Annotated in this window: 21 protein-coding genes and 1 tRNA gene; 17 read left to right on the top strand and 5 right to left on the bottom strand. The window is 70.7% G+C overall.

What is annotated here, in order from left to right:
- Positions 1-6 precede the first annotated feature (6 nt).
- From Pme01_RS03440 to nudC, 5 genes are all read left to right on the top strand, one after another.
- A complete protein-coding gene (locus Pme01_RS03440; protein ID WP_168112703.1) occupies positions 7-201 on the top strand; it encodes a hypothetical protein in 195 nt (64 codons plus the stop codon).
- Between the two features lie 89 nt (positions 202-290).
- Complete coding sequence (locus Pme01_RS03435) at positions 291-1322, top strand: hypothetical protein (protein ID WP_203935406.1); 1032 nt, start codon at positions 291-293, stop codon at positions 1320-1322.
- A 34-nt stretch (positions 1323-1356) separates the two neighbouring features.
- Complete coding sequence (locus Pme01_RS03430; protein WP_168112704.1) at positions 1357-2676, top strand: M16 family metallopeptidase; 1320 nt, start codon at positions 1357-1359, stop codon at positions 2674-2676.
- Positions 2673-3995 carry a M16 family metallopeptidase gene (locus Pme01_RS03425; RefSeq protein WP_239087994.1) on the top strand — a complete coding sequence of 441 codons (1323 nt, stop codon included), beginning with the start codon at positions 2673-2675 and terminating at the stop codon, positions 3993-3995. The genes Pme01_RS03430 and Pme01_RS03425 overlap by 4 nt, the downstream gene beginning before the upstream one ends.
- Positions 3996-4030: 35 nt before the next feature.
- Positions 4031-4945, top strand: coding sequence for an NAD(+) diphosphatase (nudC, locus tag Pme01_RS03420; RefSeq protein ID WP_168113376.1), 915 nt, complete (start codon positions 4031-4033; stop codon positions 4943-4945).
- Here the strand turns inward: nudC and Pme01_RS03415 are convergent.
- A complete protein-coding gene (locus tag Pme01_RS03415) occupies positions 4911-5156 on the bottom strand; it encodes a mycoredoxin (RefSeq protein WP_168112705.1) in 246 nt (81 codons plus the stop codon). The genes nudC and Pme01_RS03415 overlap by 35 nt on opposite strands.
- 77 nt (positions 5157-5233) lie before the next feature.
- Between Pme01_RS03415 and Pme01_RS03410 the strand changes: the two genes are divergently transcribed.
- The 3 genes from Pme01_RS03410 (at position 5234) to Pme01_RS03400 (ending at position 8293) form a co-directional block, all read left to right on the top strand.
- Complete coding sequence (locus tag Pme01_RS03410) at positions 5234-7375, top strand: ATP-dependent DNA helicase UvrD2 (protein WP_168112706.1); 2142 nt, start codon at positions 5234-5236, stop codon at positions 7373-7375.
- Positions 7376-7509: 134 nt separating this feature from the next.
- The gene (locus Pme01_RS03405) at positions 7510-7797 is read left to right on the top strand and encodes a hypothetical protein (RefSeq protein WP_168112707.1); all 288 of its coding nucleotides are present in this window, start codon (positions 7510-7512) and stop codon (positions 7795-7797) included.
- A gap of 115 nt (positions 7798-7912) precedes the next feature.
- The gene (locus Pme01_RS03400; protein ID WP_168112708.1) at positions 7913-8293 is read left to right on the top strand and encodes a WhiB family transcriptional regulator; all 381 of its coding nucleotides are present in this window, start codon (positions 7913-7915) and stop codon (positions 8291-8293) included.
- Between the two features lie 338 nt (positions 8294-8631).
- Here the strand turns inward: Pme01_RS03400 and Pme01_RS03395 are convergent, their stop codons facing one another.
- From Pme01_RS03395 to Pme01_RS03385, 3 genes are all read right to left on the bottom strand, one after another.
- Positions 8632-9945 (bottom strand): ABC1 kinase family protein, encoded by a 1314-nt coding sequence (locus Pme01_RS03395; RefSeq protein ID WP_168112709.1) that lies wholly within the window; start codon positions 9943-9945, stop codon positions 8632-8634.
- A 4-nt stretch (positions 9946-9949) separates the two neighbouring features.
- The gene (locus Pme01_RS03390; RefSeq protein ID WP_168112710.1) at positions 9950-11020 is read right to left on the bottom strand and encodes a ThiF family adenylyltransferase; all 1071 of its coding nucleotides are present in this window, start codon (positions 11018-11020) and stop codon (positions 9950-9952) included.
- A 218-nt stretch (positions 11021-11238) separates the two neighbouring features.
- Complete coding sequence (locus Pme01_RS03385) at positions 11239-11394, bottom strand: DUF5679 domain-containing protein (RefSeq protein ID WP_426635364.1); 156 nt, start codon at positions 11392-11394, stop codon at positions 11239-11241.
- Positions 11395-11810: 416 nt separating this feature from the next.
- Here Pme01_RS03385 and Pme01_RS03380 point away from each other — a divergent pair, with 416 nt between their 5' ends.
- Both Pme01_RS03380 and Pme01_RS03375 read left to right on the top strand, forming a co-directional pair.
- Positions 11811-12368: a M48 metallopeptidase family protein gene (locus Pme01_RS03380; RefSeq protein ID WP_239087993.1), complete on the top strand. Its 558-nt coding sequence runs from the start codon at positions 11811-11813 to the stop codon at positions 12366-12368.
- Complete coding sequence (locus tag Pme01_RS03375) at positions 12365-12985, top strand: hypothetical protein (protein WP_168112711.1); 621 nt, start codon at positions 12365-12367, stop codon at positions 12983-12985. Before Pme01_RS03380 ends, Pme01_RS03375 begins: the two co-directional genes overlap by 4 nt.
- A gap of 28 nt (positions 12986-13013) precedes the next feature.
- On the opposite strand, the gene Pme01_RS03370 is transcribed toward Pme01_RS03375, so the two are convergent.
- Positions 13014-14267, bottom strand: a complete 1254-nt coding sequence (locus Pme01_RS03370) for a zinc-dependent metalloprotease (RefSeq protein ID WP_168113378.1) — start codon at positions 14265-14267, stop codon at positions 13014-13016.
- 138 nt (positions 14268-14405) lie between these two features.
- Between Pme01_RS03370 and Pme01_RS03365 the strand changes: the two genes are divergently transcribed.
- The 7 genes from Pme01_RS03365 to Pme01_RS03335 all read left to right on the top strand — a co-directional run bounded on the left by Pme01_RS03365 (position 14406) and on the right by Pme01_RS03335 (position 21759).
- The gene (locus Pme01_RS03365) at positions 14406-15428 is read left to right on the top strand and encodes a YlbL family protein (RefSeq protein ID WP_168112712.1); all 1023 of its coding nucleotides are present in this window, start codon (positions 14406-14408) and stop codon (positions 15426-15428) included.
- Between the two features lie 98 nt (positions 15429-15526).
- A complete protein-coding gene (locus tag Pme01_RS03360; protein WP_373315441.1) occupies positions 15527-18493 on the top strand; it encodes a UPF0182 family membrane protein in 2967 nt (988 codons plus the stop codon).
- A gap of 153 nt (positions 18494-18646) precedes the next feature.
- Positions 18647-18723, top strand: a tRNA-Met gene (locus Pme01_RS03355).
- Between the two features lie 286 nt (positions 18724-19009).
- Positions 19010-19339, top strand: a complete 330-nt coding sequence (locus Pme01_RS03350; protein ID WP_168112713.1) for an STAS domain-containing protein — start codon at positions 19010-19012, stop codon at positions 19337-19339.
- Between the two features lie 117 nt (positions 19340-19456).
- Complete coding sequence (locus Pme01_RS03345; RefSeq protein ID WP_168112714.1) at positions 19457-20674, top strand: PP2C family protein-serine/threonine phosphatase; 1218 nt, start codon at positions 19457-19459, stop codon at positions 20672-20674.
- Positions 20675-20833: 159 nt separating this feature from the next.
- On the top strand, positions 20834-21259 hold the full coding sequence (locus Pme01_RS03340) for an ATP-binding protein (RefSeq protein WP_168112715.1): 426 nt from the start codon (positions 20834-20836) through the stop codon (positions 21257-21259).
- Between the two features lie 260 nt (positions 21260-21519).
- The gene (locus Pme01_RS03335; protein ID WP_168112716.1) at positions 21520-21759 is read left to right on the top strand and encodes a hypothetical protein; all 240 of its coding nucleotides are present in this window, start codon (positions 21520-21522) and stop codon (positions 21757-21759) included.
- Positions 21760-21774: the final 15 nt, after the last annotated feature.

Here is a 21774-nt window from a genome sequence, read left to right as displayed (position 1 = left end):
ACGGCCATGAGAGCGGATCCGGGCATCGTGGTGGGCCGGCGGGGGTCCGGCGTCGGAGAGGTGCTTGTCGTCGTCGCGGTCGCGGCCGCCGGGGTGCTGTTCGCCGCGGCGCTCGCACTCGGCCCGTGGCCGACCGCCGGTGCGGGACATTCGCAGGTCGTCCGGTTCGACCCGCCGGCGGTGACCGCACCGCGCGGCTGAGCCACGTCGACGTCGAGCGATCCGGTGGAGGGTGGACCGCGCCACGCCCTGTGTTGGGCGCGACGGATGCCTGCGACACTGGCAGCACGATGACCGAGCAGCGTTCACCCTGGGCCCGTCCGCCGGCCGGTGCGCACGACCCGGCCAATCCGGACGACCCGGCCGGCGGCGTCGCATACCCGCCGGCGCCCACCGCGCAAACCCCCGCCGAGCCCGCCGCGCGGACCCCCGCCGAGCCCGCCGCGCGGACCCCGGCCGCGCCGCCGCGCAGACCCGGCTACCGCGCCGGCACGGTCACCGGGCTCACCCGCACACCGGCGCCGCTGGCGGTCCCGCCGGCGGATCCGGCCGGGGACAGGGATCCGGCCCGGCGCAACCGCAGCATGCTCTGGTGGTTCGGAGGTACGGCCATCGCCGTGGTCGCGGTCGGCGTGGTCGTGGTGCTCGCGATGGTGATGACCGGCGGCGGCTCGCCGTTCGACCGGCGCCCGGCCGGCCCGAGCGACACCCGGCCCGATCTCGCCAAGCTCTGCCCGCCGCCGTCCCACGACGCGCCCGGCGGTCCACCGGCCGCGCCACCGCCGCCGGGCCCCCGCACCGACGACGCCGCCTCCGGCATCTCGTACGCCTCGTACGGCGAGCCGTGGCTGCCGTGGCACGACACCTGGACCAAGGGGACCCTGCGGGTGTCGTACCAGACCGGCCAGTACTTCGTGACCGAGAGCTACCAGGACCCGCTCGGCTTCCGCAGCCAGTACCTCGCCTCGATCCTGTCCGGCTCGGTACCCGCGGCCAACAACGACTCGCTCAGCCTGGATCTGGAGTGCACCGGCCGGCAGGTGGCGGCGGACGTGCGGGCCGAGTACTACCCGCAGCCCAACCAGATGGACGTGCTGCGCGACGAGCAGACCACGCTGGGCGGCCGACCGGCCTGGGTGACCACCTTCCGGATGCGCTTCCACCAGGCCGGGCTCAAGGCCACCGACGAACTCGTCGGGGTGGCCCTGGTGGACGTCGGACGGCCGCGCGCGGCGATCCTGTACGTGTCCATTCCGGGCACCCACCGCCAGTACGACTGGGTCGTGGACAGCGTTCTGGACTCAGTACGGCCGGTGGGATGATCGGACGCCGCGCGGACCGGTTAGTGTCGCAAGGGTGTCTGTTCGTAGTTCCGCCATCCGGATTCCGGCCACCAAGTACCCGGTGGAGCGCCTGACGCTGCCTAATGGCCTCCGCGTGGTGCTCGCCCCCGACCGCAGCGCTCCGGTCGTCGGTGTCGCCGTCGTCTACGACGTCGGCATCCGCTCCGAACCGGAGGGGCGTACCGGGTTCGCGCACCTGTTCGAGCATCTGATGTTCCAGGGTTCCGAGAACCTGGAGAAGCTCGCCCACTTCCGATACGTGCAGGGCTCCGGCGGCACGTTCAACGGATCGACCCACCTCGACTACACGGACTACTTCGAGACGCTGCCGTCCAACGCGTTGGAGCGGGCACTGTTCCTCGAGGCCGACCGGATGCGCGGGCCTCGCCTGACGAGTGAGAACCTGCGCAACCAGGTCGACGTGGTCAAGGAGGAGATCCGGGTGAACGTGCTCAACCGGCCCTACGGCGGCTTCCCCTGGCTGAAGCTGCCGCCGGTCATGTTCGACACGTTCCCCAACGCCCACGACGGGTACGGCTCGTTCACCGACCTGGAGTCGGCCACGGTCGAAGACGCGGCCGAGTTCTTCCAGCGGTACTACGCCGCCGGCAACGCGGTCCTGTCGGTCTCCGGCGACTTCGACGTGGCCGAGGCGACCAGGCTGGTCGAGGAGCACTTCGGCGACGTACCGGCGCGGAAGGCGCCGACCCGGCCGGACTTCGACGAGCCGGACCTGGCCGAGGAGCGCCGCCACTCGTACACCGACCGGCTGGCGCCGCTGCCCGCCGTCGCGGCCGCCTGGCGGGTACCGGATCCGATCGACGACCTGGCCGGGTACCTGCCCTATGTGGTGCTGGCCGAGGTGCTCACCGACGGCGACGCGTCCCGCCTGGTCGAGCGCATGGTGCTACGGGACCGCAGCGTGACCAGCGTGGGCGGGTACCTCGGATTCATGGGCGAGCCGTTCGCGGTACGCGACCCCACCGCGCTCCTCCTGCAGGCGCACCTGCCCCCGGGCGGCGACGTCGGCAAGGTCCTGGACACGATCGACGAGGAGTGCCAGCGGATCGCCACCGACGGTCTCGCGCCGGGCGAGCTGGCGCGTACCCAGGCCCGGATGGCCACCCACCTGCTGCGCGACGTCGACGCCGTACTCGGTAGGTGCCTACAGATGGCGGTGCTCGAACAGCAGCGCGGCGCGCCGGAGCTGATCAACGAGCTGCCCAGGCTGATCGCCGAGGTGACCGAGGAGCAGATCCTGGCCGCCGCGGCGGCTCTCACCGCGCAGCGGCGGGCGTCCGTCGAGGTCATCCCCGGGGGTGGAAACAAGTGAGGCAACTGCCGGCACTCGGGCCGAACCGCCCGTTGAAGCTGCCCAAGATCGTTGAAGAGACGCTGCCCAACGGCCTGACGGTCATGGCGATCCGGCGGCCGGCGGTGCCGCTGGTCGAGGTGCGGCTGCGGCTGCCGTTCGCCCGTGCCCACCTGGCCCGCACGGCCGTGCTGACCCAGACGATGCTGTCCGGCGCGGACGGGCTCACCGGCGTGGAGATCGCCGCCGAGCTGCAGAAGGTCGGTGGCGGCCTGAACTCGGGCGCCGACCCCGACCGGCTGCTGCTGTCGGGCAACTCGCTCACGGCGGGGCTCGAACGGCTGCTGGAGATCATGTCTTCGGTACTGACCGGCGCGTCCTACCCGTCCGGCGAGGTCGCCACCGAACGCGGGCGGCTGGCCGACCGGATCCGGGTCGCGCTCAGCCAGCCCTCGCACCTCGCCCGCGAGGCGCTGCTGAAGCGGATCTACGGCCGTCACCCGTACGCGGTGCAGACGCCCACTCCGGAGCAGGTCGTCTCGGTCACGCCCGGCGCGCTGCGCAAGCTGCACGCGGAGCGGATACATCCGGCCGGCGCGATCCTGGTCATCGTCGGCGACGTGACCCCGAACAAGGCGATCGCCGCCGCCGAGCGGGCGCTCTCGGCGTGGACCGGCGACGGCAAGGACGTCGAGCTACCGGCGGTGCCGGAGCTCGAACCCGGGCCGCTGACCCTGGTCGACCGGCCGGACGCGGTGCAGTCCTCGCTGCGGGTGGCGCTGCCGGCGGTACCCCGTACCCACCCCGACCACGCCCCGCTGCAGCTCGCCAACCTGATCTTCGGCGGGTACTTCTCGTCCCGGTGGGTGGAGAACATCCGCGAGGACAAGGGCTACACGTACGGGCCGCACTCGCTGATCGAGCACGCGGTCGCCGGTTCGTCGCTGACCGTGGCGGCAGAGGTGGCGACCGAGGTGACCGGCCCGGCGCTGCTGGAGACCATGTACGAGCTCGGCCGGCTGGCCAGCCTGCCGCCGCGCGAGGACGAGCTGGAGCAGGCCCGCCAGTACGCGCTGGGCACGCTGCAGCTGGGCATGTCGACCCAGGCCGGGCTGGCCGGGCTCGCCGTCACGTACGCGGGCTTCGGGCTGCGCCTGGACTACCTGGCCGACCACGCGGGCCGGCTGGCCAAGGTCTCCGTCGACGAGGTGGGCGCCGCCGCGGCCCGGTACCTGGCGCCGGCGAGGGCGGTCAGCCTGGTGCTCGGCGACGCCGAGCGGATCGAGCCGTCGCTGTCGGCGCTGACTCCGGTGACCCGGGCGGGGAGCGAAGTGGTTTGAACCCGAACGGAGCACGTCAGGTCCAGGAGTCGGAACTGCCTCCGGGCGGCCGGGTCACCGATTTCGACCGGGCCGCCCACCGGCGTACCGATCCGGAGTGGCTGGCGCGGGCCTGGGTCGATGCCCTGGTGGTCGTGGTCGACGACGGCCGGGCGCTCGTCCGCGACGAGCCGCCCGGCCTGGTGCTGACCCCGTCGGCCGAGGTGGACCCCGGCGCCGAGCGCTACTTCCTGGGTGAGGACGCGCAGGGCCGGCCGTACTTCGCCGTCCGGACGGAGGTCGCCGCGCCGCCCGGTACCCGCAAGGCGAACGTGCGGGAGGTCGGCCACGTCCTCGATGAGCCGGACGCCAGCCTGTTCATCACCGCCGTCGCGCTGGTCAACTGGCATGCGCGGCACCTGTACTCGCCGCGCACCGGCAAGCCGACCACGGTCACCCAGGGCGGCTGGACCAGGGTGACCGAGGACGGCGAGACGCTGTTCCCGCGTACCGATCCGGCGGTGATCGTGCTCGTGCATGACGACGTCGCCGGCCCCGAGGGTCGCTGCCTGCTCGGCCACAACGGCGCGTGGACCGCGCCCGGCTGGGCCCGGCGGTACTCCTGCCTCGCCGGCTTCGTCGAGCCGGGGGAGCCGGCCGAGGCCACCGTGGTCCGGGAGGTAGGCGAGGAGGTCGGCGTCACGGTCCGTGATGCTCGTTACGTCGCCAGCCAGGCGTGGCCCTTCCCGGGCTCGCTGATGCTGGGCTACCTCGCCGTAGCCGACCCGGACCAGCCGGTACGGGTCGACGCCGACGAGATCACTGACGCCCGCTGGTTCACCCGCGCCGAGGTGGCCCGTAGCCTCGCGGGCGACGAGACCGATTTCGGCCTGCCGATGGCCTCATCGATCGCGCACTACCTCGTGCGGACCTGGCTCACCGGTCCGACAGGGTCGCCAGCTGGGCCTTGACCTGCACAATCGTCGGGTTGGTGAGCGTCGAGCCGTCGGCGAACAGCACCGTGGGAACGGTCTGGTTGCCGCCGTTGACGTTCATCACGAACTCGGCGGACTTCTCGTCGGCCTCGATGTCGACGACCGTGTACTCGATCCCCTCCCGGTCGAGCTGGGTCTTTAGCCGGTGGCAGTAGCCGCACCACGGCGTCGAGTACATAGTGATCATTCCGGTCGCCTCCGATAGCTGAACCTTGACACGTGCTTCCGGCAGAACGTCGCACCGGCCTGAGATGATTCCACGTTGTGGCGCAATCTTCTGAACCTGCCGGGCGGGTGCTCGCGGGCCTCGACGACGAACAGCGGGCGGTGGTGGTGGCTCCGGCCGGCCCCGTCTGCGTGCTCGCCGGGGCGGGCACCGGCAAGACCAGAGCGATCACGCACCGCATCGCGCACCGGGTGCTCACCGGGGAGGTGCGGCCCCAGCACGTACTGGCGGTGACGTTCACCGCTCGGGCCGCCGCGGAGATGCGCAGCCGGCTGGCCCAGCTCGGCGTCGCCGGGGTACAGGCCCGGACGTTCCACGCCGCCGCGCTGCGCCAGTTGCGCTACTTCGCGCCGCGCCTGTTCTCCGGGCGCGAGCTGCCGGAGGTGATCGACAGCAAGGCCCGGCTGGTCGGGCTGGCGGCCGTCCGGGCCGGACTGCGCGCCGACCGCACGACCGCCCGCGACCTCGCCAGCGAGATCGAGTGGGCGAAGTCGTCGATGGTCGAGCCGTCCGAGTACCCGGTGGCCGCCGCGAAGGCGAACCGCGAGACCCCGGTGGACCCGGCCCGGGTGGCGGAGGTCTACGCGGCGTACGAGCGGGTCAAGCGCTCCAGCGGGGTGATCGACTTCGAGGATCTGCTGCGCACGGCGGTGTGGGCGATGGAGGAGCACGCCGACGTCGGCGAGCAGATCCGGTCCCAGTACCGGCACTTCGTGGTCGACGAGTACCAGGACGTCAACCCGGTGCAGCAGCGGCTGCTGGAGACGTGGCTGGGCGGCCGTGACGACGTGACCGTGGTCGGCGACGCCAGCCAGACGATCTACTCGTTCACCGGGGCGACCTCGTCGTACCTGGTCGACTTCCCCCGGCAGCGCCGGGGCGCGACGGTGGTCCGGCTGGTGCGGGACTACCGGTCGACCCCGCAGGTGGTCGGCCTGGCCAACGCGGTGATCTCGCAGGCCCGCGGTGACCTCGCGCGGCTGCGGCTGGAGCTGGTGGGTCAGCGCCCGAGCGGGCCCGAGCCCGACCTGCGGGTCTTCCCGGACGAGCCGGCGGAGGCGGAGGCGGTGGCGAAACGGTGCGCGGAGCTGGTCGCCGGCGGCCTGCCGGCCAGTGAGATCGCGGTGCTGTTCCGTACCAACGCACAGTCCCAGAGCTACGAGGAGGCCCTCGCGGAGGCAGGCGTGCCGGTGGTCGTGCGGGGCACGGAGCGCTTCTTCGAGCGCGGCGAGGTCCGGCGGGCGATGGTGGCGCTACGGGCCGCGAGCCGCACCACCGTGGCTGACACGCCGCTGCGGGAGGCCGTCGTCACGGCCCTCGAAGCGGTCGGATGGCGTCCGGAGGCCCCGCCGGCCGGCGGCAACGCGCGGGAGCAGTGGGAGGCCCTGGCCGCGCTGGTCAACCTCGCCGAGGAGTACGCCACGGCCGCCGCGATCCCGCTGCCGGGAGCGGCGGCGATGCCGGGCACCCTGGACGGTTTCAACGAGGAGTTGCAGCGCCGGGCGGCGCTCCAGCACGCCCCGACGGTGGAGGGCGTGACGCTGGCGTCCCTGCATGCGGCCAAGGGGCTCGAGTGGGACGCCGTCTTCCTGGTCGGCCTCGCAGAGGGCACCCTGCCCACCACGTACGCGAAGACGCCGGAGGCGGTGGAGGAGGAGCGCCGGCTGCTCTACGTCGGCATCACGCGGGCCAGGCAGTGGCTCTGGCTGTCCTACGGCGGGGCCCGCTCGCCCGGCGGGCGGCACCGCCGGCCGTGCCGGTTCCTGCCCTCCCTCGACCCGGAGGCCGCTCGGGCGCCCGCGCGCCAGAGTCAGAAATCCGACGGCACGCGCCGACGGGCCGCCGTGATGTCCTGCCGGGTCTGCGGCAGCGCCCTCCTCAACGGCGTCGACCGCAAGCTGGGCCGGTGCTCGGCCTGTCCGTCGACTATGGACGAGGAGCTGTTCGAGCGGCTGCGCGAGTGGCGCATCCGGGTCGCGACGGAGCAGAAAGTCCCTGCGTACGTGGTGTTCACGGATGCGACCCTTACCGCGCTGGCCGAGCGGCAGCCGCAGCGGCTGGAGGAGTTGGCCGGTATCGCCGGCATCGGCCCCCGCAAGCTGGGCCTGTACGGCGACGCGGTGCTCGCGTTGATCGCCGGAGCCGACATAGATGATCTTGCTCCAAAAAATCTTGCATAACTTCTTCGGAAAATCGTTTGCGCCGCCATCGCGGCCGGGAATAGCCTGCTGACACACCACGAGGACGGCAGATCCACGCCGACCGTGCGGGGTGCGAACCACGTCGCGACGAGAGCAGACAGGAGGTGGACGACGTGAAGCTGATGACCATCAACAGGCGACCGTCCACGCTGCCTGCTGCCTGCGCTCAGGTGCTCGGCGTTCCAGTCTCGCCCGTCGCTTCCACCCTCGCCCACGCCAGCGTGGGCCACACGGGTGTGGTCGGCGGACTGGTTGTCGGCACGTCGCAGATCCAGGCTCAGCGGGCCCGCATCGAGGGGCGCAATGCGTCCACGTACGGGCTCAAGGCCAAGGGCAGCGTCGAGGTCGACATGACCTTCGGCGATGTCCGCGGAGTTCCACCTCGAGGAAGGCCGGTCTAGACAAGATCTAGACCACCGGCTCACCTCGAGGCCGCGGAACCCGCAACCGGGATCCGCGGCCTCAGTCTTTTACCACGAGTAATCAAGACCCCGAGCAGAAAGAGAGGTGACCGGAATGAGTCTGGCGACGGCACCCCTCGACCTGAGTGTCGAGGTGGGTGCGGACCGTCTGCACACGTCGGCGTCCCCGGTGAGGTCGGAGCTACCCTGCCGCACGTTCGACCCGGACATGTGGTTCGCCGACGCGCCCGCCGAGTTGGAGCTGGCCAAGTCCCTGTGCGCGGAGTGTCCGCTGCGCGTGGAGTGCCTGGCCGGCGCCCTGGAGCGAGCGGAGCCCTGGGGCGTGTGGGGCGGCGAGATCTTCGACCGGGGCGCGGTCGTGCCGCGCAAGCGGCCGCGTGGCCGCCCGCGTAAGGAGGATGTCGCCCGGGACGCCGTCCTGCGCGTCGAGGTCGCGGCTCGTACCGCGGCCGTCGTCGCCGGAGTGGCGGCCTGACATGACGATCCGTAAGCCCGCCAGCCGTCGACTGCGACAGCCGCAGTCGGTCCGGCCCGAAGCGCTACCGAGCAGACCACGACCGAGGAGCACCACCGTGAACATCCCGACCGGCATACAACTCATCAACGAAGCACTGTCACGAGCACGAATGCCCCGGCCTCAGGACCTGGGGAATTCTGAGGCTCACCGTTCCGCCCGGCAGATCGCGATGCGCGTACGTCGTGAGAGTGCGCGCATGCTGGGTGAGTAACCTTCCTTGATCACCACAACAACGGCGAAGGCGTGGCCCCGGGGTGCACCCCGGGGCCACGCCTGTCTACAGACTGTGGGGACCTTCAGTCCGAGAAGCCCGGCAGCCACTCCTCGACGACCTCCCGGTACCGGGCCTTCGCCTCCAGTTGGCACAGCACGCCGATGGAGCCGAGCGTCACCCGGTGCACCAGCAGGTAGGCCGGCGGCAGGTTCAGGTTGCGGCCCAACTGGTACGCGGCGCTGCGCGGATTGGCCAGCCGGGTCGCCTCCGACCGCAGCCAGGACCGGCTGAACCGGAACTCGGCGACCGCGATCGGCTCCAGGATCGGCACCAGGTAGTCCAGGACGGCCTGCGCGTCGATCTCCAGGTCGGGCTTGACGAAGCCCTCGTCGCGGAGCCCCGTCAGCACGGCCTCGGCGTCGCTGTCCAGGGCGAGCCGGGTCAGCCGGCCGATCTGTCCGAGCATCCCGTCCGGCACCCGCGCGACCGCGCCGAAGTCGAGCACACCGAGCCGGCCGTCGGCCAGGATCCGGAAGTTACCGGGGTGCGGGTCGGCGTGCAGCAGCCCCTCGGTCAGATGCGGTGCCGAGAAGTGCAGCAGCGCCAGGCGCTCGCCGGCGGCGTCCCGCTCGGGCTCGCTGCCGGACGAGATCAGGTTCGACAGCGGGGTGCCGTCCACCCACTCCGTGACGATGACCCGCGGCGAGGAGGCCACGACCTGCGGTACGTAGATCATGTCGTCGCCGTCGTACGCGGCCGCGAACGCCCGCTGCGCCGAGGCCTCCAGCTCGTAGTCCAGCTCCTCGACCACGCGCGCCTTCAACTCGCTGACCAGCGGTTTGACGTCGAGGCCGGGCTGGATGACGCGGAACAGGGCGGCCAGCCGGCCCAGCTGGTTGAGATCGGAGATCAGCGCGTCGCCGGCGCCCGGGTACTGGACCTTGACCGCCACCGCACGCCCGTCGGCCCACACCGCACGGTGGACCTGCCCGATGCTCGCCGCCGCCGCGGGCTTGTCGTTGAACTCCTGGAAGTGATCCCGCCAGTCGGCGCCGAGGGAGGACGCGATGACCTTGTGAACGCTCGCGGCCGGCAGCGGCGGCGCGGCCTCCTGCAGCTTCGTGAGCGCGGCCCGGTACGGCCCGGCCACCTCCTCGGGCAGGGCGGCCTCGAACACGGACAGCGCCTGTCCGAACTTCATCGCTCCACCCTTGAGCTGCCCGAGCACGCTGAACAGGTGCTCGGCGGTGCGCTGCTGCACCTCGGTGGAGATCACTTCGGAGGCCATGCCGGTGACGCGCTTGCCCAGGCCCAGGGCGGCTCGACCGGCGAACCCGATGGGGAGCGACGCCAGCTTGGCCGACCGGCTGACGGCTCGGCGGGGGATGTCGGTCATTGCGTCAATTCTTACCTGTTCTTGGCAACGATCGGCGAACTCGTCGGCAATCGCATGTGGGATGCGGGGGCCAACTGCGCCGTCTCTCGCCGCCGGCGCCGTCGATCTCGATCGTAGCTCCCCTGGTACGCGGGGATCCGCCGTCGAGGTACGCGAGGATCTCGGCGACCGCGTGTCCGACCCCGATCAGCGTGGTCGTGGCGGCGCAGGCCTGGCCCGTCGGCGGCGCGGTGGCCAACTGGGCCGCGAGCGTCGGCCAAGCCGGGTCACGGTCGAGGCGATGCAGGTCGAGGCAGGCGAGGCACGGTGAGCCGGCGGGTGGTACGAACGGGCCCACGACGACCGCACCGTCGCGTACCGCCACCGCGAGGTGCGGAAGCCGGCGCCGGGCGTAGGCCCGCGCCACGAGGGCGGCAGGGGTCGCGTCGGACCCCGCCCGTACGACGAGCGTCAGGTCGTCGGGTCGCAGGGGCGTCACGTGGACCTCCGGGGCGACCCGGGTGACCACCTCCCGCACCGCCTCGCCGGCGGGCCGGCCGACGTCGGCCACGGACAGCCCGCCGGGGACCACGTCGTCGCCGGAGACCGTGCCGGGCACCCGCGTCGGGACGTGGCCCACGCCCGCCGCGGCCAGCGTCGCCGCGATCGGGGCCGCCAGCCGGGCCTGCCCGGTGACGAGTACCCGTGACAGCGCGCGCCGGCGCAGCGCGTGGGCGGGCGTACTGGCCGCTCCCGCGTCCGGACGCGCGGCGAGCGCGGTCGCCTCGGCCGCCAGCCGGCCGCGCCGGGGCTGCGGTACGCCGGGCGGCAGCAGCGCCCGCGAGTCGATCAGGACGCCCGCCTGGCGCAGGGCCGCGAGGACCGCGGCGACCTCGGCGGTCGGTACGCCCAGGGCGGCGGCGTCGGTGAAGATCGCCCGTTCGGTACGGGCGCCGTTGAGTAGGCCGAGGATGCGTGCCGAGACCGGCTGGGTGAACTCGACGATGATCGCCCGTTCGGGGTCGGTGCCGAGTTGGAGAGTGGTGCGGTCCCGCCACAGCGGGCGCAGGTGCGGTAGCAGCGTCGGTCGGTCCATGCGGCCAGAGGATGGACGATCCGCGCGGCGCCGGGGCGGTTGTCCACAGCCCCGGGGGAGGCGGGTGCCGCCCGTCCACAGCCGTACCGGGGGTTGTTCACACGGGGTGTGCTGAAGTGTCGGGTTTTGGTCGCCGGCCGGACCTCGGCCGGTCCAGACCGCCACATCGCGGGCCGGACCGGCCGTAGGTCCGGCTGACTCGTCCGGTCAGGGACGGATCAGGCCTTGCCCAGGATTCGGTTGACGGTCGTGCCGCAAACCGGGCAGGCGCCCTTCGCCATCTTCATGCCGGTCTTGGATACGGCGACCTCGCCCTGGAAGTCACGCTTTTCCTTGCACTTGACGCAGTAGCCGTTGTAGGTCTCGGCCACGATGCCCTCCTCATGGTTCCCGCCGGCACGGTTCTGCCGACGGCTGTATCAGTCGACGCGCTCGGTTCACCGCGGCAGCGGGTACCGCCGCCACCGCCGGTTTGGCGGCGGGGGGTAGCGGTACCACGTCGCCACGTGAGCGAGTAGACCACGTGAGTCTGCCTTGTCTGAGTCTCGGGGAAAGTGTGGTTATGCGAGACACGCCGACTGATTATTGTCCACAGGTTGTGGATAACTCTGTGGGTAAGGGTGTGGGTGACGGTGGACAACACGTGACGCGCGGATGGATTCGGCGCGTCCGGCGGCGAGTCGCTCCCTAGGAATCTTTCGGACAAGATAGCTGGAAACATCCTCATGCGGGCGGGTGACAGAGAATTGACTCTTGCGCCCCATGGGCGGATGCCGGCTAGCGTGCCCACGTGGGCGGTACCCCCGGGCTGCGCCAGAACACACTCCGCAAGCCCGTCGTAGAGGTACGGCGCAGCCAGCGCCGACGGCGGACCGTGTCCGCGTATCGCGAGGGTGAGCGGGTGGTCGTCCTGATCCCCGCCCAGTTCTCCCGCGCCGAGGAGCGCGAATGGGTCGACCGCATGCTGGAGCGCCTCGACGCGCGCGAGCAGCGTAGTCGGCGTACCGACGCGGCCCTGCAGGCGCGGGCCATGCGCATCGTCACCCGGTATCTGCCGGAGTACGCCACCCTGGCGCGCCCGGTGAGCGTGCGATGGGTCACCAACCAGAACGGCCGCTGGGGCTCCTGTACCCCAGCCGACCGCACGATCCGCATCTCGCACCGGGTGCAGGAGATGCCCGACTGGGTGATCGATTACGTCCTGCTGCACGAGTTGGCCCATCTCGTCGTGCCCAGCCACAACTCCGACTTCTGGGATCTTGTCGCCCGCTACCCCAAGACCGAGCGTGCACGCGGCTACCTTGAGGGGGTGTCCGCCGCCGTCTGCCTCGGGATGAGTGACGATTGAGCCCGCGTGTTGTGATCGCCCTGTTCAACCAGGTCAACTGGGCACCGCCGGGAATCAGCCTGGCCGATTGGCGGCGGGCGCTGGCCGAGGACGTGGTCGACCTGCTCGGTACGCTCGCCGCGGCCGAGCCGGCGATCGCCGTGTCCCCGGCCGACCGCGACCTCGCGGCGGCCGTCGCCTGGCCGGGCATGCCGGTGTACGAACTGCCCGACGCCACCCCGGTCGACGCGCTGCGGGCCGCGGCCGAGGACGGCTACGAGCTGGGGGCGGTGCTCGCCGCCGACGCGCCGGACCTGCCCGGGATGCTCATCGGCAAGCTGCTCCAGCCGCTGACGAGCCGGACGGCCGCGGTGGCGCCCGCCTCCGGCGGCGGGCTGCTGGGCGTGGCGAGCCGGCTGCCGCTGCCCGACTGGCTGCCGCAGGTCGACCTGGACGGTGGCCGGGCGGAGGACGTACGCGAGGCGGCGCCGCGCAAGGCGCTGGTGGCCGTCACGCCGGGCTGGCACCGACTGCGCGGCCCGGACGATCTCGCCCGGCTCGATCCGGGCCTCGAAGGGTGGGAGACGACCCGCGCGCTCCTGTCCACCGGCAATCTTGGACACCTGGCGGGGTCATAGGCCCGCCAGGTGTCCAAGATCGCGGAGATCAGGTACCGGGCGCGTCGTCGCCCAGCTCGTTCTCCAGATCGGTGAGCTCGAGCGACGACTGCGCGTAGCTGGTCGGGTCGGCGAAGGCGTCCTCGTCGGGCAGCAGGTCGGGGTGGCCCCACAGCGCGTCCCGGTGGGAGATGCCCCGGTGCTCGGTGAGCGCCGCCCACAGCGCGGTCGCCTCCCGCAGCCGGCGCGGCCGCAGTTCGAGGCCGACCAGGGCGGCGAACGTCTGCTCGGCCGGCCCACCCGCGGCGCGCCGCCGCCGGAACGCCTCGGCGAGGCGGACGACGTCGGGCAGCCGGTCATCGGCGGCCCGCTCGACGACGTGGCTGACCCAGCCCTCGATCAAGGCGAGCGCGGTCTCCAGCCGGCCCAGGGCGGCCTTCTGCTGCGGGCTGTCCTCCGGCGAGAAGACGCCTTCCAACGCGATCTCCTGCATACCCTCCGGGTTGGTCGGATCGAAGCGGTTCATCGCCTCCTCGATCGCCTCCCGGTTGACCCGGATGCCGGCGGCGTAGGTCTCCACCGCGGTGAGTACGTGCCCGCGGAGCCAGCCGACGTGCCCGAACAGCCGCTGGTGGGCGGCCTCGCGCAGGGCCACGTACAGCCGGACCTGGTCACCGGAGATCTCCAGGCCCTCGCCGTACGCGTCGATGTTGGCCGGTACCAGGGCGGCGGTGCCCGCCGGTCCGAGCGGCAGCCCGATATCGCCGGCCGACAGCACCTCAGCGGCGAGCGAGCCGAGCGCGGTACCCAACTGTCCGCCGAACAGCGCGCCGCCCAGCGAGGTCACCATCGAGGTCATAGGGGTGAGCTGGCCGCGGACCTCCTCGGGCACCAGGTCGGCCATTGCGGCCACCATGCGCGCGGCGACCGGGTCGCACAGCTTGCGCCAGACGTCGAGGGTGGACGTGATCCACTCCGACCGCGTCCACGCGGCGGTGGAGGCGATGCCGGAGGGCAGCGCCGACTCCGGCTCCAGCCACAGGTCGGCCAGGCGGAGCGCTTCCGTGACCGCCGCGCGCTCGGCCGGGCCGACCGCGGGGTCGCCCACCGGGGCCTGGTCGGAGGGGGGCGGGGGCGCGCTGGTCCCGGGCGGGAGCGTCATCCCGAACGGCAGCTGGCCGCCGCCCATCCCGGGCGCGCCGGTGAGATGCGCCTGGGCGATCTGGCGGGCGAGGTCCCAGTTGACGGGCCCACCGCCGGGCGTTGCGAAGAGCTGCTGCAGCTGGCTCAGGAACCGTTGCATCTGCTGCGGGTCGTTGGGATCCGGCAGGTCGCCACCACCGGGCAAACCGAATCCGAACGGGGTGTCTGCGGGCACTGTTCAACGGTACGCGATGCCTGCTAGCGGTCGCCGTGGAGCGTGCCGGATAGGCTCGCGGCCATGAGACGTCGTGGTGCCACCGTCCTGTTCGGCGGTGTGCTGCTCGCCCTGCTGCTCTGGCAGGCCTTCTTCGCCATCCGGGTGCCCTACGTGGCGCTGGGCCCGGGGCCGACCGTGAACACGCTGGGGCAGGCCGACAAGCACGACGTCATCAGCGTCACCGGCGCGCCGGTGAGTACGTCGGCGGGGCAGTTGCGCCTGGTCACGGTGAGCGTCACCACGGACCTGACGCTCTTCGACGCCGTCCGGGGGTGGCTGCAGCACGACTACGCCGTGGTGCCGCGCGAACTGGTCTACCCGCCGGACCAGACCCAGCAGCAGGTCGACCAGCAGAACGCGCAGGATTTCAAGGACTCCCAGACCAGCGCCGAGACGGCCGCGCTGACCAAGCTGGGTTACCCGGTGCAGGTCACCGTCCGCGAGGTCAAGGCGGGTACGCCGGCCGACGGGATCCTCAAGCAGGGTGACGTGATCACGGCGGTGGACGGTACGCCGGTGGCGACCCCGGCGAAGCTGACCGAGGCGATCAAGTCCAAACCGGCGGGTACTCCGCGTACCTTCGCGTACACCCGCGGCGGCGCCGCGGCCACGGCGACGATCGTCCCGCGCCCGGAGGACGGCAATCCGCGGATCGGCGTCACCGTGGAGCCGAAGCAGCCGCACCCGTTCCAGCTGAAGATCGACCTGGACAAGATCGGCGGTCCGTCGGCCGGGTTGATGTTCACTCTGGGCATAATCGACAAGCTCGACCCGGCCGACCTGACCGGTGGTCAGGTGGTCGCGGGGACCGGCACGATCGACGACGAGGGCAAGGTCGGCCCGATCGGAGGCATCCCGCAGAAGCTGGTCGCGGCCAAGCGGGACGGCGCCAAGGTGTTCCTCACCCCGGCCGCCAACTGCGCGGAGGCGTCGGCCAACGCGGTGCCCGGGCTGCCGCTGGCCAAGGTCGCCACATTGGACGACGCGCTCGCCGCGCTCCAGGCCGTCCGGGACCACCGGCAGCCCGCGCTCTGCACCCCCTGAGCGTCGGTTTGGTCTAGACCGGCGCAGGCCGGGCGCTGTACGTGACTCGAACCCGTACGCTGGTGGCGTTTTCGTGACGCGAGCGGGCGGAGTCGACCGTGGTAATGCGTACCCCCATGGCCAGGGTGAACCGGCGGGGCCGGGTGACGATCGTCGTTCTGGCCGTGCTGTTCCTGCTGTTCACGCTGTTCGACCGCATGATCGACGCGTGGACCGACTGGCTCTGGTTCGACGAGGTGCACTACCGCCAGGTCTTCAGCGGCGTGCTCACCACGCGGCTGGTGCTGTTCGCGATCTTCGGTGTCGGCATGGCGGTGATCGTCGCGGCCAACCTGTACCTGGCCTACCGGATGCGCCCGCTGCTGCGTCCGCACTCGCTCGAACAGCAGGCGCTTGACCGGTACCGGCTGCTGCTGGCCCCCCGGGTCGGCACCTGGATCACCGGCTTCGCCGTGCTGGTCGGGCTGTTCGCAGGCCTGTCGGCGCAGGGACGCTGGCAGCAGTGGATGCTCTTCTCCAACGCCCAGCGGTTCGGGGTCAAGGATCCGCAGTTCGGCCTGGACGTGGGGTTCTACGTCTTCGAGTACCCGTTCTGGCGCTACCTGCTCGGCGCCGCCTTCACCGCCGTCGTCGTCTCGGTGCTCGGCGCGTTGGCGATGCACTACCTGTTCGGCGGCGTACGCCTGCAGGGGGCCGGGGAACGGATGACGGTCGCCGCGAGGGCACATCTCACCGCGCTCGTCGCGATGTTCGTCCTGCTCAAGGCCGTTGCGTACTACCTCGACCGGCGCGGGCTGCTGCTCGGGCACAACGACAGCGCGGACGTCTCCGGCGCCGGGTACACCGACATCAACGCGCTGCTGCCGGCCAAGGAGATCCTCGCGTGGATCTCGGTGGTGGTCGCGATCGCGATCCTGGTCTTCTCCAACGCCTGGATGCGCAGCCTGCTGTGGCCCGGCGTGGCGCTGGGCCTGCTCGTCATCTCGGCGGTCGCGATCGGCGGGGTCTACCCGTACGCGGTGCAGTCGTTCACCGTCCAGCCGAGCCCGCTGAGCAAGGAGCCGCCCTACATCCAGCGCAGCATCGAGGCGACCCGCCAGGCGTACGGGCTGAACGACGTGAAGGTGACCGCCTACGGCGCGGCGAACACCGTGCCGCCCGCGGACCTCGCCGCGGACAAGGGGACGGTGCCCAACGTCCGGCTGCTCGACCCGGCGGTCATCTCCGACACGTACACCCAGTTACAGCAGGCGCGCGGCTTCTACGACTTCGGCGACAAGCTCGACATCGACCGGTACCCGTTCGAGGGCGCGACGCAGGACTACGTCGTCGGCGCACGGGAGATCAACTACGGTCGGCTGAGCCCGCAGCAGAGCAACTGGCAGAACAAGCACACGGTCTACACGCACGGGTACGGCTTCGTCGCCGCCCCCGCCAACCGGATCGTCTGCGGCGGCCAGCCGCTGTTCGTCTCCGGCTTCCTCAACGACGCCAGCACCGACAACAAGAAGCCGGCGGGCAGCGAGTCGTGCTCGACGCCGACCGAGCAGATCAACACGACCCAGCCGCGCATCTACTACGGCGAGCGGATGAGCGAGTACGCGATCGTGGGCGGCCCCGCGGGCAAGGACGCCGAGTTCGACCGGCCGACGAGCGGAGCCGACCAGTACTTCAGCTACGACGGCAAGGGCGGGGTGGGGGTCGGCGCGTACTGGCGCCGGCTGCTCTACGCCGCGAAGTACCGCGAGACGAACTTCCTGCTGTCAAGCGTCTTCAACAACAACTCCAAGCTGCTGTACGAGCGCACGCCGCGCGACCGGGTCGAGAAGGTGGCGCCGTTCCTGAAGCTGGACGGCGACCCGTACCCGGCCGTGATCAACGGGCGGGTGGTCTGGATCCTCGACGGCTACACGACCTCGTCGACGTACCCGTACTCGCAGCGGGTCAACCTCCGCGACGCCACCAGCGACGCCCAGACCGGTACCGGTACCTTCGCGCAGGCCCGTGAGGAGGTGACCTACCTGCGCAACTCGGTCAAGGCCACGGTCGACGCCTACGACGGCACGGTGAAGCTGTACAGCTACGACGACAGCGACCCGGTCCTCAAGGCGTGGAACCAGGCGTTCGGCGGCAAGCTGATCGAGCCGCGCAAGAACATCCCGGCCGAGTTGGAGAAGCACTTCCGGTACCCGGAGGACCAGTTCAAGGTCCAGCGTGAGCTGCTGGCCCGGTACCACGTGACAGCGCCCGACCAGTTCTTCTCCGGGCCGAACTTCTGGCAGGTGCCCGACGACCCGTCGCCGGATCCGGAGAAGCGCGCGCAGAAGCAGCCGCCGTACTACCTGGTCGCCCAGTTCCCCGGCCAGGAGCAGCCCCAGTTCCAGCTGACCGCGGTGATGACGCCGCGGAACCGGCTCAACAACCTGGCGGCGCTGATCTCGGCCTCGCTGGTGAACGGGAAGCCGCAGATCCAACTGCTCCAGATGCCCGAGGGCAGCGGCACGGAGGGGCCGAGCCAGGTCCAGCAGAACATGACCAGCATCCCGGAGGTCACCAGGGATCTGACGCAGTTCCGCAACCAGAGCTCCAAACCGGTCTACGGCAACCTGCTGTCCCTGCCGGTGGCGGGCGGCATGCTGTACGTCGAGCCGCTCTACATCCGCAGCACCACCGAGAACTCGTACGCGCTGATGCGTAAGGTCCTGGTCAGCTACGGCAAGTACGTGGCGTACGAGGACACCCTGCAGGGGGCCATCGACAGCCTGGTCAAGCAGGGGGCGGGGCAGCCGCCGAGCAGCGGGTCGCCGACACCGCCGCCGACCACGGCGCCGCCGGCGCCACAGACCGGAGCGGTGGCCGAGGCGGCGAACCGGATCCAGCAGGCGATCAGCGACCTGCGGGCGGCACAGCAGAGCGGTGACTTCGACAAGTACGGGCAGGCGCTGAAGGCCCTGGACGACGCGGTGAAGGCGTACCAGGCGGCGCAGCAGGCGTCCGGCGGGGGAGCGCAGCCGGCAGGTACCGCGGCGCCGTCGTCCAGCCCGTCCCGCCCGTCCAGTCCGTAGCGTCGCTCTTCGCGATCTTGGACAGTGGTGCCACCTCCAGGCTGCACCACTGTCCAAGATCGGGCCCTGGGACGGCCGCGGGACGGCGGTGACCTAGGCCACCCGAGGCCGGTTTGGCGATCAGAGACCGGTGCGCTAATGTTTACCAGGCGACGCGGGGTGGAGCAGCTCGGTAGCTCGCTGGGCTCATAACCCAGAGGTCAGAGGTTCAAATCCTCTCCCCGCTACCAGGGAAAACGCCCCCTCAGAGATCATCTGAGGGGGCGTTTTCGCGTCTCCCGTAGCCGCACCGCGGGTCGTAGGGCCGCCCGGCGCCCGGCGAGCGGTGAGGCGACCCGGTCGGGGCGAGGGCCAGGGCGCGGGAAGACCGGTCGTGACCTTGCCGGCGCTTCCTCTGACCGAGCCGGCGAGACTCTTCCCATGACCGGCGACTTCATCGGTTACCCATCCTCCCTGCATAATCCAGACATCGGGTGTGCGTCCCGGCGCCACCCAAGAGCCGGCTGAGGAGCGACAATGACCCTGACAGTCTCGACGGATCGTCGCGACGGAGGGATTCTGTACCTGATCGTGACCGGTGAGGTCGACCTCGCTACGGCGGACGTCCTGCAACAGGGGATTGCTGCCGGCCTGGAGGCAGACGATGTTCCAGGCATCGTCGTTGACCTGACCGAGGTGACCTTCCTTGACTCGTCCGGCATCAGGGTCCTGTTGAAGGGGCGTCGGTCAGCCGAGGAAAGGGCCAAGAGCTACCTCGTCGATGCTCCTCGGGGCGTAGCACGCCGGATCCTGGACCTATCGGGCGTGCGGGAGCATCTCGCCTACCAGGGGACCGAGGGCCGCTGACGTCGCTGGGCGCCGTCTGGTTGCGGCGGTCTCAGCGGGAACGTTGGTTGTGTGACCGTCGCCGGGTCCTGTCCGGCGGCCGACGCTGGACAAATCCGGCGTAGCTACGATTCGGGCGTGACGACTGAGCCGGACACCTCATACAGCAGTGAGAGACTGCGCCGCCTACAAGCGGTGACCGACGCGGCCCTGTCGCACCTGGACGTCGAGGATCTACTCGTCGAACTCCTGGACCGTGTGCGGGAAATCCTGAACGTCGACACCGCCACGGTTCTTCTCCTGGATCCCTCCGGTCAGCAACTCGTTGCCACCGCGGCTCGGGGCCTCGAAGAAGAAGTTCGCCAAGGAGTGCGGATACCGGTCGGCGCCGGTTTCGCTGGCCGGGTGGCCGCCGGCGGACAACCCGTACGCATCGAGCACGTCGACCCCACCAATGTGGTCAACCCGATCCTGCTCGACAAGGGGATCGCTTCGATGCTCGGCGTACCGATGATCGTGGCCGGACGTGTCATCGGTGTTCTGCACGTCGGCACGCTAACCCCTCGTTGGTTCTCCGATGACGACGTGGACCTGCTGCAACGGGTCGCGGACCGAATCAGCCTCGCCACCCAGGCCCGGTTGGCCAGCATCGACCGCGCCACCACGGTGGCCCTGCAACGTAGTCTCCTGCCCGGCCGGTTAGGCATGATTGACGGTATCGACGCGGCCGCTCGGTATGTTCCCGGCGCCGAGGTCGGAGTCGGCGGCGACTGGTACGACCTGTTTGTTCTGCCCTCTGGCCATGTCGGAGCCGTTATCGGCGATGTGGCCGGTAACGGTCTGCAAGCCGCCGTGGTCATGAGCCGTATCCGCAGCGCACTACGCGCGTACGCGTTGGAATCCAATGACCCCGCCGAGGTCCTGACCCGCCTCGACCGCAAGATCCAGCTCTTTGAACCCGACGCCATGGCCACCGTCGTCTATGCCGTGCTCGACCCGACCCGCGATCAGGCCGTCATGTCCGTCGCCGGGCACCTGCCACCTGTCCTCGCCGAGCCCGGCCGACCGGCCCGGCTGCTCGACGTGCCGGTGGACCTGCCCCTCGGCGCCTACCCCTACACTCGCCGCCGCACCGTAGACGTGCCGCTGACCCACGACAGCCTCGTGCTCTTCTACACCGACGGGCTCATCGAACGGCCCACTCGACCCATCGACCAAGGTCTCGAGCTTCTCGTCGGCGCGCTGACCCCCGGATCGGCTGAGCGGGTGTGCGCCACCCTCATGGCCGCCCTCATCGGCGACGAACCCACGAAAGACGACGTCGCCATCCTCGTCCTTCATAACGGCCACCAGTAGTCGCTATCTCCTGCGGAATCTGCCTCTGATACCGGCGAGCCTCCTCAGCGACGTGCGGCCAGGTCGGGCCGAGTAGCTCAACTCTGTCGTTGACAGGGTTTCCTGTCCTGGTCTTTCCGGGTATGGGCGGGTGGTGGCTTGGTCGAGGGGAGAACGCTGATGAGTGTCGAGGATGACGATCAACGAACCTTGATCGATGAAGTCATCACGCTCGGTAACGTAACCGAGCTGCGCAGACACGTGTTACACCTGGCAGCCCGCGCCGGCCTGGACACCCGACGCGCCGAGGATTTCGCGCTCGCGGTCAACGAAGCGGTCACCAATACCATCCGGCACGCCGGGGGAAGCGGCGAGCTCGTCGTCATTCAGGACGACGCACGTCGGTTGATCGCCGAGGTCAGCGACCAGGGACCAGGAATACCGCGCTCAGTGACGATCACCCTGCCGCCGCCCGATGATCTCGACGGCGGTCGAGGCATGTGGCTCGCCACGGAATTGACCGATCACGTCGAGGTTCACAGTGGCGACGGCGGGACGACGGTTCGGCTGGAGATGTCCATGCAGCACGGCGAACCGAGCCGGTGACGCTCACGCCACATCGTCGTTGTTCGATCGATGTGCTGCGTTTACCCGGTGGGGGAGAGGGCAGTCGAACCCCGTGTACTGGACCTTTGCCTTCGTATGGCATGCCGGCGACGTCGAGGAGGACGTCGACCGGTTCCCGTCACCACAGTCCGGGTTCCACTTCAGGCCACCCACCCGGCGCCGCTGATCTCATTCGGGACCGGGGACATCACCCGGATCGGGCGAGGTAGCCGTGGCGGGCACCGACATAGCGTTTCGGCATGGCCGATGAGCTTGAGGAACTCTTCGTTCGCCAGGTCGACGTGGGCGTAGCCGACATGGACGTCTCCACCGACCAGGGCGTGGTCAGCACCCAGGTGGTTGTGGAGCGGGCCACCGCGACGGAGCGCGAGAGCGGCGAGGACCGGCAGTTCCTGCTGGTGTACGGCGCCGCCGAGGTGCCGGCGCTGGCCGATGCCCTGAAGGCGGCGGCCGAGCGGGCGTTGGTCGGACGGACCTGAGACCACCCGGCACAA

The organism is Planosporangium mesophilum (genome assembly GCF_016863255.1).
In the GTDB taxonomy this organism is placed as follows: domain Bacteria; phylum Actinomycetota; class Actinomycetes; order Mycobacteriales; family Micromonosporaceae; genus Planosporangium; species Planosporangium mesophilum.
The sequence above is the reverse complement of the archived record's forward strand: the minus strand, read 5'-3'. Positions and strand labels throughout refer to the sequence as shown.

Coding starts and splice junctions, on each gene's coding strand:
- Pme01_RS03390 (WP_168112710.1), bottom strand. CDS start 11,020: ATGGACCGACCGACGCTGCTACCGCACCTGCGCCCGCTGTGGCGGGAC.
- Pme01_RS03365 (WP_168112712.1), top strand. CDS start 14,406: ATGAGACGTCGTGGTGCCACCGTCCTGTTCGGCGGTGTGCTGCTCGCC.
- Pme01_RS03440 (WP_168112703.1), top strand. CDS start 7: ATGAGAGCGGATCCGGGCATCGTGGTGGGCCGGCGGGGGTCCGGCGTC.
- Pme01_RS03435 (WP_203935406.1), top strand. CDS start 291: ATGACCGAGCAGCGTTCACCCTGGGCCCGTCCGCCGGCCGGTGCGCAC.
- Pme01_RS03335 (WP_168112716.1), top strand. CDS start 21,520: ATGGCCGATGAGCTTGAGGAACTCTTCGTTCGCCAGGTCGACGTGGGC.
- Pme01_RS03415 (WP_168112705.1), bottom strand. CDS start 5,156: ATGATCACTATGTACTCGACGCCGTGGTGCGGCTACTGCCACCGGCTA.
- Pme01_RS03400 (WP_168112708.1), top strand. CDS start 7,913: ATGAGTCTGGCGACGGCACCCCTCGACCTGAGTGTCGAGGTGGGTGCG.
- Pme01_RS03370 (WP_168113378.1), bottom strand. CDS start 14,267: ATGCAACGGTTCCTGAGCCAGCTGCAGCAGCTCTTCGCAACGCCCGGC.
- Pme01_RS03350 (WP_168112713.1), top strand. CDS start 19,010: ATGACCCTGACAGTCTCGACGGATCGTCGCGACGGAGGGATTCTGTAC.
- Pme01_RS03340 (WP_168112715.1), top strand. CDS start 20,834: ATGAGTGTCGAGGATGACGATCAACGAACCTTGATCGATGAAGTCATC.
- Pme01_RS03395 (WP_168112709.1), bottom strand. CDS start 9,945: ATGACCGACATCCCCCGCCGAGCCGTCAGCCGGTCGGCCAAGCTGGCG.